The sequence below is a fragment of the Mesorhizobium sp. ISC15 genome (genome assembly GCF_037162615.1).
In the GTDB taxonomy this organism is placed as follows: domain Bacteria; phylum Pseudomonadota; class Alphaproteobacteria; order Rhizobiales; family Rhizobiaceae; genus Mesorhizobium; species Mesorhizobium mediterraneum.
Map to the genome: position 1 here is coordinate 6,388,964 of NZ_JAVSPX010000001.1, position 18,013 is coordinate 6,406,976.

The following is an 18,013-nucleotide window of genomic DNA, read 5'->3' on the forward strand; positions in this document are numbered from 1 at the left end:
GCGACACATCGGACGTGGACGCCCTCTGTTCCTGGCGCAGCCCTTGCGGACCGCACGCGCGCAGTAATCCTTCTCGGTAGCGCATGAAGCGGCCTCCGTTGCGGTCAGACGGGAAGCCGTCGCTGTTAAACGAGACTGTCACATATCGAACATGGCGAACCGTGTCGCACATTGCTTTTCGCAGTGACCCTCAAAAAAAGTGATTCCAGCGAGACGAAGGCGCGTCGGCCCAATTTTGGTGTCGGCCGCATCTACGCTTCAGGTTGGCATGTCGCTTGCTGCTCTATTCGGAGAGCTGCAGCGGTCTGACCGGAGTGTTTCACATATAAACGATAATGAATCCCCTAGCAGAAAACAGTATTCTAAGTACATGTGACTTTTACGCTGGCTAACCTCCCATGTCAAGCGCTTTTACGTCCACAAATTGGAGACAACACGCACAAACTTTAGAGTAAAAGCTTGCTCTTACGCCTCTATCCTTTTTATTCATTCATGGAGATCTAGACATGTACATCAAGAGTCGTCTTCTCGGCTTAACTGCTCTGATCGCCGCCTCCGTCGTTCGAGCAGCTGGCGCCGAGCGGGAACCGGCCGAGTACATCAAGATCTGCGACGTCCTCGGCTCGGGGTATTTCTATATTCCCAACACCGAGACCTGCCTGCGCATCGGCGGGCTATGTCCGTTATGATATCGGCCTGGGTGATGTCCGATCGTATGACAGCGCAAGAACCTCGGATGTGAGAACTGGCGAACTATCGACAGCTATATTCCGCACGTTGTCGCCGGCTTGAAATACACGCAAGGCTGGGGCTCGATCACCGGCGTCGCGGCTTATGACAGCAACTACGAAGCTTTGGCCGGCAAGATCCGTGTCGACGTCGCTGTCACAAACCAGCTGTCGCTGTTTGGACTGTTCGGCTACGGTTCCAATGGCAGTCTCAACGAGGACTCAAACGGCGCAATCGCCAATCATGTGCGCGGCTCGTACAAAATCTGGAACGGCCAGTGGGCTTTCTGGGCGGGCGCCACCTACGAGTTTGACGAGAAAACTTCGTTCAACTTTCAGGTCTCGAGTGATCAGCTCAAGAATTCTGGTTTGGCTGCAAACGTCGTCTATATGGTCGTTCCTGGCTTCACGGTCACAGCCGAGGTCGATTACGACCACTACGGCAACTTTGGCGTCGGCCCTGCCGACCCTACCACCGTCAAGGGCACGAGCAAGCCGAACAGCGTCGGCGGCATTCTCCGCTTCCAACGCTCATTTTGAAATCTCTCCAGCCGCGAGCATCTCTGGCAAAGGCACTTGCCTCGACAACGCACGCATAGAGAGCTTCTTTCGCCATCCTTGAAGTCTGCATCGACCGTCCACGGCCCATCGTACCAACTTGAGACTGAAAGGGGTGAGCCCTGTGTAATACAGCCTAGCCCTTGACCTGCCCAATGAACCGGCCAGGGTGGTCAGTTCAAATTCGGGGCCGTTTAGAGGGCAGTGTGAGGCCGTGTCAGGTAAGTGCCACTGCAATGTCGGGACCGCGACACGCCTGTCGCTGTGGATGGCTGGAATTGCCCTTCGCGGCGCCATTCATTCTCTCCACATTTACGTGATAATTGCACGCTTAGTCCGATCCGCGTGGCAGCACCCATCCTAGGTCGCTATCGGGTGGCCTTAAACCTGAACAGCTCCATCGTCGCGGCTGCTGCCGAAGCAGGAGCAATCACAGGGACCCGCACTGGTGCTTGTCAGCCGTCTGACCCGCTACTTCGTCTTAGGAAGAGCATTGTCTTTGCCAAAAGCCGGCCAGTATTTCGAGATTGCCAGTGTGGCGCCGGCTGAAGAGAAATGACCATAGTCGAAATACATAAACTCTCCTCTGTCGGAATAGGGGCAGCGTCCTGCGCTGCACAGGAATTTCAGCGGATCGATGAATGTGGCGCCTTTGGTAAATGAGCGCACACGTTCGTTGATGCCGGGGTCCATCGCCATCGGCCAGGACGTATCGTCCAGATTTTGGCGCTTGGCGAAGAACGCAATTTTCCGGACGTCAGTTGGGAACTGCGGAGACTGGCCGATGACAAACACGCGCACGCCCAGGGCACGAAGCGTATCGATTGTTTGCTGAAGACCGTCGAAGCCTCTGACCTCATAGTCACTCCATTTACCGCTGAGGATAACCGTCTTGATGTCCGCTTCCAAGATGATGTCCAAGGCCTTGCGATTGAACCGGCCACAATCAAGACGAGCGTAAGAGTAGTAAGAGAGTATCGGCGGGCAGCCGGCGTACGTATATTCCACGATGTTCGCCTGCAACCGATTTATGTTAGCACCCAGGCCGGAAACATAGTGCGCGGCGAAGGAGTCGCCCCACAAAAAAACCGTTGTTGGAAAACCGCGAGTGCGCGTGCAATCCTCCATATTCCAGCTTTCGATCCGGCTGGTGCCCTCGTTGAAACAGATGCCGTTCCTCCAGTCCCCGACGGAAATGCGCCGCTGGACATAGTCCGGAAACCGTTGCGGAAAGCCGTTGCCGAGCGCCCCCGCCGCTCCGCCGGCACAAAGAACAACGATCGCGAGCGCTGAAAAGGCGAAGATAGGCCCCGGGGCGGTGAAGGTCCTCTTCTGTCGAAACGGCTGCTCTACAAACTTCCAGGAGAATGCAGCCAATGCGAGGCTTGCCACCAACATCGCACCGGTCATCAACGGATCGAGTTTTTGGAACGAAAGATAATGCGCGAACGCATTGAGCGGCCAGTGAACAAGATACAAAGAATACGAGATGAGCCCAATCCAGACCAGCGGCCGGACTTCGAGCATGCGGCTGGCGACCGTCGAGGGGGAATTTTGGCCAACATAGATCAGAAGGGCCGTTCCGATGCATGGATACAAGGCGTTGTAGCCTGGGAACGGATCACTCTCCGAAATCGCGAAGAACCCGATGGCGAGAAGGCCAAATCCGGCCAACCCCACCGACTCCATCAGGAATCGGTTGCCCAACGGCGGGGGGCGTTTGAGCATGAGCAGGGCGCCCAACATGAGTTCCCAGATTCGGGTCGGCAGCAGATAGAATCCGGCGGTGGGCGCCAGCGATGTCGCCATCACCGCCCCTACGAAGCTGCAGAGAATTATCGGAAGAAGTGTCGTCAGCCAGCGCTTCCCGATGTAGCGATAGATTAGGAACATCAGGATTGGGGCGAAGATGTAGTACTGCTCCTCTACGGAAAGCGACCAGGTGTGCAACAGTGGTCGAAGCGCGGCATCGATCGAGAAGTAACTTGACGTTTTCCAGAAAAAAACGTTCGACCAGAAAGTCGAGGCAGCTATGATGCTAAGACTGAATTCGCGCAGATCCGATGGCAGAAGAATGAACAATGCCGCAATGCAGGTGAGAAGCATCACAAAGACGAGAGCCGGCAGAATGCGCCGGGCACGGCGCCAGTAGAAGTTGACGATCGAAAATTGGCCGCGTTCAAGGTCATCCAAGAGGCTTCCGCTGATTAGGTAGCCGGAGATGACGAAGAAGATATCGACCCCGCTAAAGCCACCCGGGATCGCCGAAATTCCGAAATGAAAGAGTACGACCGGAAGTACAGCAACAGCCCTAAGGCCCTCGATATCGCGCCTATATTGCATCCAGCGGTTCCTTTGATTTTAGATCAGGGCGAGATTGGAGCTTTCAATCCCCGGTAGGAGTGCTGCCAAGATAAGGGACGGTATCAGCCACCTTTATCCGTCCCGAATGTTCTGTAAGTGGCAATTGGTATAGAAGCACGATCGCCATCGCCGGACTTGACGGCCTGATTGTCGAGCAGATCGCGCGGATCATTGACCATCACGGCCAGGTTATATCCTGTCGAACAACCAAGCGGCTGTTTGAAGGATTCTTCATTGGGTAAAGCACCATATGAGGGACAGACCGGCGGACGGGCGTGATAGACAATCGCCTCAATTCGCACTGAGCCGGCGTCGTGTTGATCGAGCAATTGAATGTTGTCTGCTTCGATTGCCAACTGCCTGGCCTGATGGGCTACCCCTGCGCTGAGCTGGGGCGAACCGCTGATGAGGAGGTGGAGGGCATCGAACCGGCCGCGACTGGCCTTGTCTAGGAAAACACGCAAACGCTGCCGTTCGGAAGCGCGCAGGCTTTGCAACGTCAGGACGGTGGTCTCCTCTCGGACAAGCATTGGTGCCGATGGTTCGACATCAACTGGCGTAGTGCTGGTGCAGCCACTTACGCTTGGTGCCAGAGCGACAAAGAGGATTATAAAACGCAACATCATTGGACGACACTATTCGATGATGAAGCCGAGACCGCCCTGGGCGCTTGGCGCGCCCGCACGGATAGCAGCGCGGTCTCGCGGGGGACTTGCCACGGAATTCGTCGGAGCGCCCCCTCCGTTCAAAGCCGGTGCCGCCCGCTCGGTAGGTGCGCTCATCTGGTTTGGGTTGGAGCCTGGTCTTACAATGTAAGGCGTAACTAGAATGACCAGTTCTGACTCCTCTTTTTGAAACGAGGACGAGCGAAAAAGCGGTCCCAGGATCGGCATTTCTCCGAGCCAGGGAAAGGCCCTGACATCATTGTTGACGTTCCGCCTGATTAGACCGCCGATTGCGAAGCTCTGCCCACTGGCGAGTTCGACGACCGTATCGGCTCGGCGCGTGGAAACTGCCGGCACGGAAATTCCGTTGATTTGCACGGCACCTTGCGTCGACAGTTCACTGACTTCGGGCGTTACGTGAATGTTGATTTGATTGTTGCTGAGAACTGTCGGCACAAATTCCAGACTGACGCCGAAGTGACGGAATTCAACCGATACCTGCCTGTTTTCCTGCAGGACAGGAATGGGAAATTCGCCGCCAGCGAGAAAGCTGGCTTTTTCACCCGACATAGCGGTGAGGTTCGGCTCAGCCAGGACGGAAGCTATATGCTCCTTGGCGAGCGCGTCGAGAACCGCGCTGACGTTGACGGCACCGTTGTCGAATCCGATTTCTGCTGTACCGCCACCCTGGGTTGAACCAGACCCAGCGCTTGCACCGCTTCCGCTTAGAACGCCCACTTTGAAATTGCCGATTTGACCGAAGGCGGACAGGTTGACGCCGAGTGACTTCATGGCGCTGCGTGAGACTTCGGCTACGCGCACGCTGAGGTTAACTTGCAGGGATCCAGCGACCTTGATGTTGTTGACGACTTGCGCTCCGTCGCCCAGATATTGCTCAGTGACTCTTTTTGCGGTGTCAGCGACCTCTGCGTCGGGCGCTGTCCCGCTAAGGATTGCGCCGCGCGGCGTATAGTTGACGCGGATGGGATAGTCGCCGACCTGCTCCCGCAACATGGCGCGTAAATCCCCGATCGGTTGCGTGACAACGATACGCAATTCGGCGAGAGGCTCGCCGTTGCCATCCAAGGCGAATAGGCTGGTCCGCCCCGATTTCTTGCCAAAGACGAAGATTGTTTTGCTCGATGGTGCCTGAAAATCCGCGATCGTGGGGTCAGCAACAAAGATGGTCGTGGCTGGCGCGGGCAGATGAACGGTCTCCCCGAGCGAAGAGGAAAGGGTCAGCGTGGCGTTGATGCTATTCGAAGCCGCACGCGGCGCGCCTTTGTCCTGCTTGTTTTGCGCCGCGACACCAAGTGGGAAAGTCACAATAAGCGCACAGAGGAGATGGCCCAGGTAACGGGGCACTGCAGGTCTAGGAACCTTGATGGCGATCGCCCGCCAATTGGGCGCATGGCAAGGATGTTGAAGGATCAGCAAAATAGATCTTCTTTCGATTCGACAAACTATGCGGATGACGCGTCAGTCAATTCTAGAATGTAACCAATGCCACGGATGGTCTTGATCCGTGGCGTTGCACCTGATCTGGTCAGATGTCCACGTAAACGATAGATTCCGACTTCAAGCGCGTTGGCAGACACGTCGTCGTTGAACGAATAGAGGTGATCTTCCAGCTGCGCACGGGGCACGATGCGGCCTGCCCGGTTAAGCAGATGCTCTAGAATACAGAGTTCGCGACGTGCGATCATCATTGGGTGCCCAGCAACGAAAACCTGTCGGGCAACCGGATCGAAGTTGAGATTGCCAAATACGAGCCTCAGGTCGGTCATTTGTGTCGCCCGGCGCAGAATGGCTCTCATTCTGGCGATAAGCTCATCGGTAGAGACGGGTTTGAGCAGAAAGTCGTCCGCACCACCGTTGAAGATCGCAATTCGCTTATCGAGATCGTTGAGGCTGCTCATAATGACGGCAGGAACTGAATGCCCGTGGGTCCTCAACTGCCTCAGCCAACCCAAGCCATCGCCATCTGGCAGAGCCAATTCCAGCAGGAGAATTTCATAGCTGGCGCAAGAAAATGCACTCGAGGCCAGTTCCAGAGTACCAACGACATCAACGACGAAGCCGCCATCCCCGAGCGCAAGTCGCATGGCGCGCGCAAGATCCGCATGATGATCCACGAGCAGCGTTCGCATTTCATCTCCTATCGAAGAGGGACGGCCCATCGAACGCGTCACCGGCGGCCATCTGATCGGAGCACACGGCGCGCAACTCGTCGCAGCTCTCGGAACTGGTCCGAGTCGGAGGGACATGCAAGTCGCTCGGTGGCAATAGGCGCGGGTGAGGACCAACTGGCGGGCTCAAATACGCCGGTCGGCGAACCCACGACGCCAGCAACCCGCGTGCGATTTCTCGTTGCATCATCTCTCCTACGTGCAGCCCCTACGCTCGCAAGGCAGCGTCGCGGCTCAGAGCCCGATTCCCACAGAGGGTAGGGTTAGCTTTCGAGAAACTGATTGAACAAATCGATTATTTGGATCAAATGCATCCACGGTATGGATGCAGCGCCGCATCTTCAACGACTGCGGCGTCCTGATGGATTCTTGTGTCTGTCGTGCTCTGCTTTTTTCGCTGTCCTTCAAGGCTGGCGAGTCTGGTGGAACCTGCGCGTCATTGGCTGTGGTAGCTAGCTTGATGCTCAAAAATGGAGCGCCCCGCGGAAAGCCGCTCTCAGATTTCCAAAAAGCCTTGCTGGTCCAAAAGAGCACTTCGCGTCTCGACACCAAAATGGGCGAGGAAAACTGACGTCTGACAGGGATGTGTATGCAACAGCCGATTTGCGGCACCAGGAAACGACCGCGTTCAGGCTGGAGATCGACGACCAACGGCTCCTCGATTTCCGCATTCAGGCCACGACGATCGACCGCTTTCCAAGCTCTTCCTGTGCGGGCGGATGCCGGCAAACAGCAGCACAGGGTCAGGGAAACCGCGAGCGGGCCTGCTTGATCGCCATGATCACATTGCAGCTGTTGCGCGTGCGAACCGGAATGCATTCGGTCCAGCCGGTGGCAATTTCGGTCAGCACCATCGTCTGCACGAAGCTCCCCGACCAAGACGTGCCCGAATGCGCTCAACAAAGCCGGGCGGCGGATCTTTCCAATCGCCGAAGGTGCGGGCTTGCACCGAGCGGCGAACTGCCGAACTCATTCCTGCCCGGCGGCGCTGGCCGCCGCGAGCGACGATGCGGACCTCAGCCGCTCCGAAGCCTCCCACAACACGATGAGCGCCTCGCGGACATCGCTGCCGTAACAGCGGCTGCGGCTCTTGCCCGCAGACGGCCTCTGCTCACGACGGTTCATAAGACGGATCGCGCGCGCTTGCGATAATAGCCGATTACCGCCCCGAACTCATTCAGAATGCGCCGCTTGTCAACGCCGCGATAACGCTCCACGATCGCCGCTTCAGTTCCGACCGTGTCGCCATGCTGAGCCGCGCCATACTTCCCCCGAACCGGAATGGCACGACCTGTCCAATGCGGCTCGTTGCCTTCCTTAATTCGCTGACCGGAAGGTACCGGAAGTCGCCTAACGCATCTTACCCGCTGAAACGGCGGCAACACCTCGACCTCAATCGCAGATCTTAGGAAATAGACGATCGCGTGGGGGCCTGTGAGCATCCGTTCACCGGGTTTCCGTCATCGGCTGAGGCGAATTGCCACCATCGACCGTTATCGGATGGGCCGCGATACGTCGCCGTATCATGATTAGCGGGCGCACGTAGCGGAGCCATAGCTCTCCACCCAGCCATGTTCCCCTCGTTGGAAGATGTCCGGCGGACCAGAGGGTGCTGTCCCGTCAGCTTTTCCTGAAGAGCGGCCAAGGCAATCCCTACCAGTCCATCACCACCTTGCCGGAACTGCCGCTGCGCATTGCATCGAAACCAGCCTGAAAATCGTCGATGCCGATGCGGTGGGTGATCAGGCCGGAGACGTCGAGTGGACCTTGCACCAGGGCGATCGTCTTGTACCAGGTCTCGAACATCTCGCGGCCGTAGATGCCCTTGAGATGCAGCATCTTGAAGATGACCTTGTTCCAGTCGATTTCGAAGCCGGTCGGCGCAATGCCCAGAATGGCGATCTTGCCGCCATGGTTCATGGTGTCGATCATGTCGCGGAAGGCGGGGGCTGCGCCCGACATTTCAAGGCCGACGTCAAAACCCTCGGTCATGCCGAGCACCGGCATGACATCGCGCAGCTTTTCCTTCGAGGCGTTGACGACATGCTGCACGCCGAGTTTCTTGGCCAGCGCCAGCCGCACCGGGTTGATGTCGGTGATCACTACTTTGCGCGCGCCGACGCATTGCGCGACGAGCGCGCCCATGATGCCGATCGGCCCGGCGCCAGTCACCAGCACGTCCTCGCCGACCAGATCGAAGGACAATGCGGTGTGGACGGCATTGCCCAAGGGATCGAAGATCGCGGCAATCTCATCGGGCACATCGTCGGGGATCGGCACGACATTGTGCTGCGGGATCGCCAGATACTCGCCGAACGCGCCCGGACGGTTGACGCCGACGCCGAGCGTGTTGCGGCACAGATGCCCTCGCCCGGCGCGACAGTTGCGGCAATGGCCGCAGACGATGTGGCCTTCGCCCGATACACGCTGGCCGACCTTGTATTCGGTGACCGCTGCGCCGAAATCGGCAACGGTGCCGACGAATTCATGGCCCGTCACCATCGGCACCGGCACCGTCTTCTGCGCCCACTGGTCCCAATTGTAGATGTGCACATCGGTGCCGCAGATCGCCGTCTTCTTGATCTTGATCAGCACGTCGTTGGGGCCGATCTCCGGCACCGGCACCTCTTCCATCCAGATGCCCGGTTCGGCCTTGGCCTTCACCAGCGCCTTCATCATGTTCGACATCAGGATTTCCCTATTCCGTGATTGCGCTTCTGGCGAGATAGCCTGCACAACGGGAAGGTAGGCCACTAACTTGTTTGAAGGTCCGGAATGGTCAGCCCCGCCTGCTCGGCCTCGCGGCGCAAATTCTGACGGGGCCTGGGGCCGATCTGCTGGATCACCAATCCGGCTGCCAGTGAGCCAAGGTCGCCGCAGGTCTGCAAGTCGCGGCCTTGCGTGTAGCCATGCAGGAAGCCGGCGGCATAGAGATCGCCGGCGCCTGTGGTGTCGACCAGCTCCTTGATCGCGGTCGCCTTGATCACCACGGTCTCGTCGCCGCGCACGATCACCGAGCCTTTTTCCGATCGGGTCACGGCGGCGATGCGGCAATCCTTGCGGATCTGCGCCAGCGCCTCCTCGAACGACGATGTCTGGTAGAGCGACTTGATCTCGTGGCTGTTGGCAAAGACGATATCGACGGTGCCCGAGCGCATCAGCTCGAGGAACTCGTCTCGGTAGCGGTCGACGCAGAACGAATCCGAAAGTGTCATCGACACTTCGCGGCCTGCCGCGTGCGCCAGCCTGGCCGTCTGCCGGATCGCTTCCTTGGCGCGCGGCGGATCCCACAGATAGCCTTCGAAATAGGTGACCTTGGCGCCAGAGGCCTTGTCGGCTTCGACATCCTCAGGCCCGAGCTCGACGCAGGCGCCGAGATAGGTGTTCATCGAGCGCTCGCCGTCGGGGGTGACGAAGATCATCGAGCGCGCCGTCGGCGGCTCGCCCTTGAGCGGCCTGGTGTCGAAGGCGACGCCTTGCGCATGGATGTCGTGGGCGTAGATTTCGCCCAGCGCATCGTTGGAGACCTTGCCGAAGAAGGCGGCGCGGCCGCCGAAGCTGGCGACGCCGGCCGCCGTGTTGCCGGCACTGCCGCCGGACGCCTCGATCGCCGGACCCATGCGGCTGTAGAGCAGCTCGGCGCGCCTTGTGTCGATGAGGTTCATCGCGCCCTTGATGATGCCGTTGGTCTCGAGGAATGCATCGTCGCACTGGGCGATGATGTCGACAATGGCATTGCCGATGCAGAGCACGTCATAATCCGGCATCAAAATCTCCGCCAAAAACCCGAGCCGGCTTCTTGCCATGCCGGCCGGGCGTGGTCTCGCGAGTTGAAATGGGTTGCCGCATGCGCTTGATCCAGCCGCCCTCACGCAGCTGCCGGTCCTGCTTCACGCAGCAAATCGTCAGCTTTGTCCGTCTTCTCCCAAGTGAACTCAGGCTCTTCACGCCCGAAGTGTCCGTATGTCGCCGTCTTGCGGTATATCGGGCGTAAGAGATCAAGCATCTTGATGATGCCTTTCGGTCGGAGATCGAAAACCTCGAGAACAAGGCGCTCGATCCTTTTTTCCTCGATCCTTGCGGTTCCGAAGGTATTGACCATGACAGAAACCGGACTGGCCACGCCGATCGCGTAGGCAAGCTGAACCTCGCAGACCTCCGCAAGGCCGCTGGCAACGATGTTCTTCGCGACATACCGGGCGGCATAGGCCGCCGAGCGGTCAACCTTGGATGGGTCCTTGCCCGAAAAGGCACCGCCGCCGTGACGCCCGGTCCCACCGTAGGAATCGACGATGATCTTCCGTCCTGTGAGGCCGCAGTCGCCGGTAGGCCCACCGACCACGAACCGCCCTGTTGGGTTGACCAGAAATCTGATCCCCGAAGTATCCAGGTGGGCCGGCAGGACCGGTTTTATGATCTCCTCAATGACGCCTTCGCGGACCGTGGCTTGTGAGACCGCTTCGTCATGCTGCGTCGACAGGACTATGGTATCCAGCGCCACCGGGCGGAGCCCTTCGTAGCGTACGGACACTTGAGATTTCACGTCCGGACGCAGCCAGCCAAGCTGTCCCGCTTTCCGGACCTCGGCCTGTCTTTTCGTCAAATGGTGAGCGAGTTGGATCGGCAGGGGCATCAATGTATCCGTCTCGTTGCATGCGAATCCAAACATGATGCCCTGATCCCCTGCCCCTTGCCCGAGATCCTGCCCTCGTCCTTCATCAACGCCCTGGCTTATGTCGGGCGACTGCTCGGTGAGGGCCAGAACGACGGCGCAACGTCGACCATCAAAGCCAATCGCATCATCGTCGTAGCCAATATCGAGTATCGTATCGCGGGCGACTTGGCTGTAATCGATGTGGGCATGGCTGGTGATCTCGCCAGCCACAACGACCATCCCCGTCTTCACCAACACTTCACAGGCGACGCGCGCCTTCGGATCGGTGCGCAGGACCGCATCGAGAATGGCATCGGAGATGTTGTCTGCCATCTTATCGGGGTGTCCCGCGCCGACGGATTCGGAAGAGAACACGAACTGCCTGGTCATAAAAATGCCCTCGCTTCAAGTGCTGGAGTTAGTGAGGAGTTTCTGGATTGGGGTGGCTTATCGGTCGGGGATGCCGGGAACATCGAACGCAGTGCAGAAGTCGGCAACGTCTCTTCGTACGCTCGCATGAACTTCCTGGTCATCGGGCTGGCGGCAGACCGAGTCGATGAAAGCGGCGATCTGCACCATCTCCGTTTCGCGCATGCCCATGGACGTCACCGCTGGTGTCCCTAAGCGGATGCCGCTTGTCAGCGCCGGATGCCGCCGGTCGCCCGGGACCATATTGAAATTCGCAATGATGCCTGCACGCGATAAGCGCTCCGCATAGGCTTTGCCTGACAGCGGCCGGTCCCGAAGATCAAGGATCAGCATGTGATTGTCAGTGCCCCCGGTGACCAGTTCATAACCTCGCTCCAGAAGCGCCTGGGCCAGAGCCTTGGCGTTGTGGACGATCTGCTCACCGTAGACACGAAAGGACGAGTTCGCTGCTTCCTGCAAAGCGACGGCAAGCGCGGCGATAGTATTCATATGCGGTCCGCCTTGCAGAAGAGGGAACACGGCGCGGTCTATACGTTTGGCCAGATTGTGTTTGCTCTTCGGATGATGGAGGGGCTGATAACGGTCTTCATTCCTTGATAAAATGAAGCCACCCCGGGGACCGCGGATCGACTTGTGAGAGGTGCTGGTGACCACATCGCAATGGGACACGGGGTTCGGATGCACTCCTGCGACAACCAGGCCGCAGATGTGGGCGATGTCAGCCACCAGATACGAGTTCACCTCCGAAGCAATTTCGGCCATTGCCGCGTAGTCAAAAATACGCGGATAAGCAGTTCCGCCGACCCAAATTAGCTTCGGGCGTTCCCCCTTGGCGGTCTCGCGCAAGTGGTCATAGTCAATTTGCTGTGTCTTTTCGTGCAGCCTGTACGGGACGCGCTGATAATCGCTGCCGGAAAAATTGACGGACCAACCGTGAGTCAGATGGCCGCCTTCGGGTAAAGGCAAGCCCATGACTTTGTCACGGGGGCTCAAAAGCGCGCGATAGACAGCCTGGTTGGCTGGCGAGCCTGAATAAGGCTGGACGTTGGCGTGTTCACTGCCAAATAGCGCTTTCAGGCGCTCGATCGCGAGGGTCTCAAGCTCATCGACGATCTCGTTTCCGGCGTAGTAGCGCGCACCGGGGTATCCCTCGGCATACTTGTTGGTGAAAATCGACCCGGTCGCTTCCAACACCGCCGAGGAGGCAAAGTTCTCGGAGGCGATCAGTTTGAGAGTTGTCCGCTCCTGGCGCTCCTGTCTTAGAAGCAGTTCGTGAACGCGGGAGTCGACGGCGGCTAAGTGAGGCCGCCCGTAAGTGTCGGGCTGCGCGATGGCGCCGCCGGCGGAGTTATCCATGGTAGTCGCGCTCCATTTGGACTGATCTATTTCACGATCAAGCAGGCGGTCCCTTCAACCGCGCGTCTTGTATTGCTTCCAGGCGTTGTAGGTCTCTTTTATGGTGGCCATCATCGTGGGGCAGGAGATCGACCACCAATTGAGCCAGCCCGCCATCCTTGCCTCCTGCTTGCATATGGTACGAAGACTGCGGACGTTGTTCGTTGCAGCAAAGAAAGTTGGCTCTGACCAGCCGCCGGACGTGGCGTCGAACCTGCTCGCGAGGCAGACTGGTAATATCGGCCAGCTCGCCGACGGTTAGATCCGCATGCGCGCAAAGGCCCAGGATTCGAAGACGATCAAGATGCGCTGCCGTCCTTAGGCGATTTACCAGTGTCAACATTGGTTGGCATCAACCCGGACGGGATGCAGCAAGCCGCTAGCCCTTCTATCCCCATCAATCCGCATGAGACCTCTCTCGTCATTTGCTGTAAATCCGCTGGTATGGATGCTAATGGAAGCCTTTCTACGACTAAGACGCCAGATATTGTGGCGAATGTACCACCTGACAGGAGACTACGCTCACGAACATTATGTGAATTTTTTTTAACGTTGCTGAGAATCAAGGATGAGGTTTGGCGAATGTCTCGCCGTCGACTGCCGAATCCTGCCCGACGGGATTATGGGGTGCGTAGCCTGCTTGTCCTTTCCACATGACCAGCGACGATGGGGCGAAGGCGGCAGACATAGCTCTGGAGCATGCTGCGGTGTCTTTGGCCTGAAGCCGAGGAAGGCGGACCGTGGCTTCCGCGCCGCTGCCGGGAGCCCGCCAACAGGCCAAGTGGATCAGCCGGGTGTTGCCGTCATAGAGCGTGAGACGCAAAGCTGGCCAGCCGCGCCCTGAGGCTGACGCACCGCTCAGCGTCCACCTTGCTCTCGAAGCCCATCGGCATAGCGCCGATAACGACTTGACCGCGTGCGTGTCGACGAGCGATCGGTGAGCGCAAGGATCGAGGGTGCAGTGCAGGATAATGCTGTTTTAAATCAGCGCTGTTTTCAGCCGACTGCCTTGAGCGTGGGCACAAGGATATAGGCCCAAGGCAGGAGATCATCGTCTGGCTGTTCGGGAGGCCGCCCTGGGCGCGCGACAGCCGTTCCTTCGGCTGCGCCGCTCCGCCACCATCCGCGCCGTGCCTTCCGGAGACCATTCCCGCTGCCGGCCGGCGCCCGTGAAAACCTCGACCCGGCGCACCGGCTCGAGATGGCTGGGCTCAGCGTAACTCTGAAGTCGTCATATACCGAAGCCTTCACAGACTTCGGACATCCCCCTCACAGTCCGATCCAGATGGCGTCAGGAACACCGCTTGCGTTGATGCGGATGAACCCCTGCTTGTGCCACAATGACCCTTATGTCAGCGCGCGAGCCAAAGCTTCCGCGCAAGGCGACGGCTAGGATAAGGCAATGCCGACGAAGGGCACATTGCTTGCCACACTCTGGAATGATGGCATGCTCGGAAGGCCTAGGTTTTGCTCAGGGCCGCCTGCAAGGCGCGCTTGGAGGTTATTCACATAGCCTTCTGCGTAGTCCTGCGCCGTCGAGACCGAAAGATCAATGCCTGCCGCCAAGGCCTCTTCCATCAGGTGCTTTACGAGCCCATTTCGAATGGCCAGCTTGACCTCGGGGCCTGCGATAAGGCCGATCGCCTGCGCGGCCATATTGAGGCCAGCTTCCTCCAGCGCTCGCTTCATATCGCCTCCGTTAATGGCCGTACGCAGGAGATTGGCTGCTTGCGACTCAGCCTCGAGAACCATCGAGGCAAGATCGGCTACTTGTCCGAGGCCCGGAATGAAGCTGAGCAGTCCCACCGCCGTTGCCGCCAAGTCGAGCACTTTCGTCTCGATTTTGAGCACGGAGTCGACGACGTGCATGACGGCCCCGCCGTTCTTTTTTGCTGACTTAATGTCAGGCTGGTCCATCAGGCCCATCTTCATGTCCGCGACGGCATTCTGCTCTTCTGCGGTTTGGGCGCCGTGGGTGATTGGCTGCTGAACGTTGCGGTTCGCAGACGACATGTTTGTGCAAAAATGGGCAAAGTCTTTTTTGCTGATATTGCCGGAATCAACCGTATGCCCGCCGCCAAAGTCGAAGAATTTATGATGGGTCTTATAGCCCGTGATCGAATTGTTCAGGAGGCCAAACAAAAGAGGATCTGAAAGGAGCTGAGAGGCTGCTTCCCGCACTTTCGGATCAAGGCTCTTGTCGTCTTTCATTTTCGCCAGTTTGTCGCGAGTCAGAACACCGCTTCCAAAGAACGTGTCCTGATGGTCCTTGATCATCTCGACCGTATTCAGCTCAGTTTGCGTGAGGCTCATCGACGATGAGGCGACTTGCAGGAAATCCTCTTTGTGCATCTTCCCTTTCGAGCCACCGCACAACTGGTTCCAAGCATCGGGGTGATCGAGGAAATATTGCGCCGCCGCAATGACCTGGGGCGGAAATTTGCCGTTTTTCGATTCGCCGCCGACCATTTTCTTGAACTCATCCAGACTCAGGTCCTTGGACAGATTTTCGGAGTACCGGTAAAACTCCCGCAAGGCATCGCTCAAGGTCATGACCGAAGGCTGCAAACCTCCGCTGCCGTCGGATGGTATGTAGTTCTGCTCGTAGCTTTGCGCTTGGGCTTCCTGAAATGCAGCAACTTGTGGGTGGTGGTTTGAAAATCCGGCCAAGTCCTTGGCGTTGATCTTGCCTCCACAGCGGCCGTCGCCCTGCGAGCCAATCGCATAAAAAAGTCCCGAATCCTGCTGCAGTCCCTGGATCGCCGCTTTCAGATCCGGTGGCGTAGAGGGATCATTGGCTTTGTCGGTCAACGACTTCCAAGTAAGCGGGCATTGGTCCTTGTGACGGTTGAGTACCGCAACAATCTGCAACTCAGCCGTGGTCAGCGACCCACCGTTCCACGTGATTCCGGGGCTCGGCCTGGGAGCCGGCTCGATCTTCGGGGTGACGCCGAGCAGATGTTGGGCTTCAGTCGCCTTGGAGCGTTGCGATTGGTCCTCCTTGAGAGCCGCCCTCATATTTGGCGGCAGCAGATCCAGTGGGTGTTGCTCCAAGCCCTTCAATGTCAATTCGACATCCGGTGCCAGATGGCCCAAAGGGTCCTGCCGCAAGTTATCCATTGTCGAATCAAGATTCGACGCTGGCAGATCCCCTTGCGCGAAAGAGCCGGGCTTGTCTGCCAGCACACAAGTGGACAGCATCGCTTCGAAGCACGATGCACTTTGCTGATGCTGGGTCGCAAAATGGGAAACTTTCAGGCCCGGCCAACCCCTTGCGGACTGTAGCGAATTTGAGCGGTAGAAAGTTGAAAGATTGCTGGCCGACATTATGCATCCTCAGACGTGACGTTGAAATCCCCACAAGAGACCCCGACAGAAGATCCCTTGCGTTTCACAAAATTCGACAATTCCAAGCGTCGGCAGGTCACGAATGCGCCTGCCCTGCCTTCAATTGCTGTGTTCCGGGCCGGCTCCAAGGTTCGGTCCAACACAATGGCCGGAGTCACCGCGAGAGCTGCCGGGACTCATCATGAGCGGATTAGCTTTCGAGAAACTGACGAGTTTGCGAAGAGTTCACAAAGGGGTAGCCGCAGTCATGTTCTTCAGAGCTGCGGGAAATCCTCAATGTTCATTTCTTGCCCAGCTCAGGCTTCCCGCCAACGCTATCCTGTTGTGGGATGTCAGAAGAATAAGAAGCATCCGGTCGTCCGTCGCGAACGACCGTAGTGGAGGAGCCACGAAACAAGATCAGCACTGATTCCTTTGGCGTGGCCGCTATGTGAGTCTGCGCCTGCGCCTCCGCCACCAAGCCGTTAAAGGTCTGCTCCACGAGTGCGACGAAGCGCGGTGGACCGGAAACGAAGACGAGGCCATTGCCTGGCACGGGTTTGACCACATAGCGCTCATCGGAGATATCAAGCTTGTCGAGAGCCCCCTTGAACGCCTCGAAGCGAATCGACGTCATCAAAAGCATTCGAGTTTGCGATTCTTGTGCAGCAGACACATAGAGCACAAGGCCGTCATAGTACCATTGGAGACCGTAAAGGTTCGTCAAGCGGTCGAGGAACGCGCGCGGTGGCAAATCAGGCATACGTCCGCGAATTCGCCCCTTCACCGCAGGACTGATGTTGACCCTGATATTCAGGTTGTTGCCGAATTCCTGCAACGCTGCAGCGAGTTCCTGATCCAGAACCGTGTATCTATAGGGTGTCGCCGGAAGGGACAGCGGGACTGCGTGCGCCGGTTGAATCCCGGTGGACAGAAAAAACCCGGCACAAAGAAGTCTCAAAACATGCAGGGTGACGGGTTGGATAAGCGTTCTCGGCATGTCGCACTGATAAACCAAACGCTGAAATCATCACAAGTGACTAAATTGCCGAAGAGATTTTAGATTGTCGAAATGACGCCGCCGTTAGTCAGCTTGTTGTCAGCTTGCCCCCCTAGGAGTGTTGCGCCGACACCGGGTGATGAATGGGCGGGGCTCGCCCGGTCAGAGAGAGCAACCGAGTCCTTACATGATGATGCCTGTCACGTCGATCTCTGCCACTCTAACGGCTGGCCTCCCCAGGGTCGGATCACCGTCGATTGTCGAGCAGGCCCAGTTTGAGCGCGCCTTAGGGCATGCAGCCGACTCGCTGAAAAACGATCCCGCCGCGGGGCCAGCGAGTGCGGCGCCAGTTGCTGCGGCGATGGATGTTCAGCGCGCGGCTGCGCCGACGAGCGGCATGGGCGATCGCGTGTTGCAGACGATTTCCTCCCTATATCCACACAACACTGTTTCCTTCCCCGCGCTCGACCATGACATAGCCCTTTCGAAGGGCGCTCTACCGGGACCGGCGCAGAAGCTTCCCGTCCCAGGTGAGGCGGGAACCGGAATCTCGGGCATTCCTCAACAAGGGCAAGACTTCGAAATGATGATGGCTGGTCTTCGGGATGTTTACAACGGCGTCACCCAGGTGGCGCTTATCTCCAAAGGCGTCAGCGGCGTCACATCATCCGTGAATAAACTTTTGAAGGAAGGTTGAACCGCGC

Annotated in this window: 14 protein-coding genes and 1 pseudogene; 3 read left to right on the forward strand and 12 right to left on the reverse strand. The window is 58.0% G+C overall.

Annotated elements, in window-relative coordinates; all coding sequences use genetic code 11:
* Positions 1 to 506: 506 nt before the first annotated feature.
* Positions 507 to 1,268, forward strand: a pseudogene (locus RPG13_RS30765) (porin).
* A gap of 489 nt (positions 1,269 to 1,757) precedes the next feature.
* On the opposite strand, the gene RPG13_RS30770 reads toward RPG13_RS30765, so the two are convergent.
* The 4 genes from RPG13_RS30770 to RPG13_RS30785 all read right to left on the reverse strand — a co-directional run bounded on the left by RPG13_RS30770 (position 1,758) and on the right by RPG13_RS30785 (position 6,465).
* Positions 1,758 to 3,629 (reverse strand): acyltransferase family protein, encoded by a 1,872-nt coding sequence (locus tag RPG13_RS30770; RefSeq protein WP_337126762.1) that lies wholly within the window; start codon positions 3,627 to 3,629, stop codon positions 1,758 to 1,760.
* 83 nt (positions 3,630 to 3,712) lie between these two features.
* Positions 3,713 to 4,276, reverse strand: coding sequence for a CpaD family pilus assembly lipoprotein (locus RPG13_RS30775; RefSeq protein WP_337126763.1), 564 nt, complete (start codon positions 4,274 to 4,276; stop codon positions 3,713 to 3,715).
* A 9-nt stretch (positions 4,277 to 4,285) separates the two neighbouring features.
* A complete protein-coding gene (locus RPG13_RS30780; RefSeq protein WP_245493090.1) occupies positions 4,286 to 5,707 on the reverse strand; it encodes a type II and III secretion system protein family protein in 1,422 nt (473 codons plus the stop codon).
* A 71-nt stretch (positions 5,708 to 5,778) separates the two neighbouring features.
* Positions 5,779 to 6,465, reverse strand: coding sequence for a response regulator (locus tag RPG13_RS30785; protein WP_095486062.1), 687 nt, complete (start codon positions 6,463 to 6,465; stop codon positions 5,779 to 5,781).
* Positions 6,466 to 6,829: 364 nt separating this feature from the next.
* Between RPG13_RS30785 and RPG13_RS30790 the strand changes: the two genes are divergently transcribed.
* Complete coding sequence (locus RPG13_RS30790; protein WP_337126764.1) at positions 6,830 to 7,075, forward strand: hypothetical protein; 246 nt, start codon at positions 6,830 to 6,832, stop codon at positions 7,073 to 7,075.
* 398 nt (positions 7,076 to 7,473) lie between these two features.
* Here RPG13_RS30790 and RPG13_RS30795 read toward each other — a convergent pair whose 3' ends face one another.
* From RPG13_RS30795 to RPG13_RS30830, 8 genes are all read right to left on the reverse strand, one after another.
* Entirely contained in the window at positions 7,474 to 7,629 is a 156-nt protein-coding gene (locus tag RPG13_RS30795) for a hypothetical protein (RefSeq protein ID WP_285804303.1), read from the reverse strand.
* Between the two features lie 528 nt (positions 7,630 to 8,157).
* Positions 8,158 to 9,192: an L-threonine 3-dehydrogenase gene (tdh, locus tag RPG13_RS30800; protein WP_337126765.1), complete on the reverse strand. Its 1,035-nt coding sequence runs from the start codon at positions 9,190 to 9,192 to the stop codon at positions 8,158 to 8,160.
* 65 nt (positions 9,193 to 9,257) lie between these two features.
* The gene (locus tag RPG13_RS30805; protein ID WP_292223152.1) at positions 9,258 to 10,271 is read right to left on the reverse strand and encodes an adenosine kinase; all 1,014 of its coding nucleotides are present in this window, start codon (positions 10,269 to 10,271) and stop codon (positions 9,258 to 9,260) included.
* Positions 10,272 to 10,372: 101 nt separating this feature from the next.
* Positions 10,373 to 11,548 (reverse strand): methionine adenosyltransferase, encoded by a 1,176-nt coding sequence (gene metK / locus RPG13_RS30810; protein ID WP_337126766.1) that lies wholly within the window; start codon positions 11,546 to 11,548, stop codon positions 10,373 to 10,375.
* 57 nt (positions 11,549 to 11,605) lie between these two features.
* Positions 11,606 to 12,943 (reverse strand): serine hydroxymethyltransferase, encoded by a 1,338-nt coding sequence (glyA, locus tag RPG13_RS30815; protein ID WP_292223155.1) that lies wholly within the window; start codon positions 12,941 to 12,943, stop codon positions 11,606 to 11,608.
* Between the two features lie 37 nt (positions 12,944 to 12,980).
* Entirely contained in the window at positions 12,981 to 13,325 is a 345-nt protein-coding gene (locus RPG13_RS30820) for a helix-turn-helix domain-containing protein (RefSeq protein ID WP_084831489.1), read from the reverse strand.
* Positions 13,326 to 14,371: 1,046 nt separating this feature from the next.
* Positions 14,372 to 16,309, reverse strand: coding sequence for an HrpF/NolX family T3SS translocon protein (locus tag RPG13_RS30825; protein ID WP_442921370.1), 1,938 nt, complete (start codon positions 16,307 to 16,309; stop codon positions 14,372 to 14,374).
* A gap of 301 nt (positions 16,310 to 16,610) precedes the next feature.
* Positions 16,611 to 17,309: a secretin N-terminal domain-containing protein gene (locus RPG13_RS30830; protein ID WP_287236358.1), complete on the reverse strand. Its 699-nt coding sequence runs from the start codon at positions 17,307 to 17,309 to the stop codon at positions 16,611 to 16,613.
* A gap of 187 nt (positions 17,310 to 17,496) precedes the next feature.
* Here RPG13_RS30830 and RPG13_RS30835 point away from each other — a divergent pair, with 187 nt between their 5' ends.
* Entirely contained in the window at positions 17,497 to 18,006 is a 510-nt protein-coding gene (locus tag RPG13_RS30835) for a nodulation protein NolB (protein ID WP_135937769.1), read from the forward strand.
* The last annotated feature ends 7 nt before the right edge of the window (positions 18,007 to 18,013 follow it).

What these genes read in the sequence shown, in the direction of transcription:
- RPG13_RS30825 (WP_442921370.1), bottom strand. Translation starts at nt 16,309, where the DNA reads ATGTCGGCCAGCAATCTTTCAACTTTCTACCGCTCAAATTCGCTACAG.
- RPG13_RS30775 (WP_337126763.1), bottom strand. Translation starts at nt 4,276, where the DNA reads ATGATGTTGCGTTTTATAATCCTCTTTGTCGCTCTGGCACCAAGCGTA.
- RPG13_RS30805 (WP_292223152.1), bottom strand. Translation starts at nt 10,271, where the DNA reads ATGCCGGATTATGACGTGCTCTGCATCGGCAATGCCATTGTCGACATC.
- RPG13_RS30770 (WP_337126762.1), bottom strand. Translation starts at nt 3,629, where the DNA reads ATGCAATATAGGCGCGATATCGAGGGCCTTAGGGCTGTTGCTGTACTT.
- RPG13_RS30835 (WP_135937769.1), top strand. Translation starts at nt 17,497, where the DNA reads ATGATGATGCCTGTCACGTCGATCTCTGCCACTCTAACGGCTGGCCTC.
- tdh (WP_337126765.1), bottom strand. Translation starts at nt 9,192, where the DNA reads ATGTCGAACATGATGAAGGCGCTGGTGAAGGCCAAGGCCGAACCGGGC.
- RPG13_RS30795 (WP_285804303.1), bottom strand. Translation starts at nt 7,629, where the DNA reads ATGAACCGTCGTGAGCAGAGGCCGTCTGCGGGCAAGAGCCGCAGCCGC.
- RPG13_RS30790 (WP_337126764.1), top strand. Translation starts at nt 6,830, where the DNA reads ATGCAGCGCCGCATCTTCAACGACTGCGGCGTCCTGATGGATTCTTGT.
- metK (WP_337126766.1), bottom strand. Translation starts at nt 11,548, where the DNA reads ATGACCAGGCAGTTCGTGTTCTCTTCCGAATCCGTCGGCGCGGGACAC.
- RPG13_RS30820 (WP_084831489.1), bottom strand. Translation starts at nt 13,325, where the DNA reads ATGTTGACACTGGTAAATCGCCTAAGGACGGCAGCGCATCTTGATCGT.
- RPG13_RS30830 (WP_287236358.1), bottom strand. Translation starts at nt 17,309, where the DNA reads ATGCCGAGAACGCTTATCCAACCCGTCACCCTGCATGTTTTGAGACTT.
- RPG13_RS30785 (WP_095486062.1), bottom strand. Translation starts at nt 6,465, where the DNA reads ATGCGAACGCTGCTCGTGGATCATCATGCGGATCTTGCGCGCGCCATG.
- glyA (WP_292223155.1), bottom strand. Translation starts at nt 12,943, where the DNA reads ATGGATAACTCCGCCGGCGGCGCCATCGCGCAGCCCGACACTTACGGG.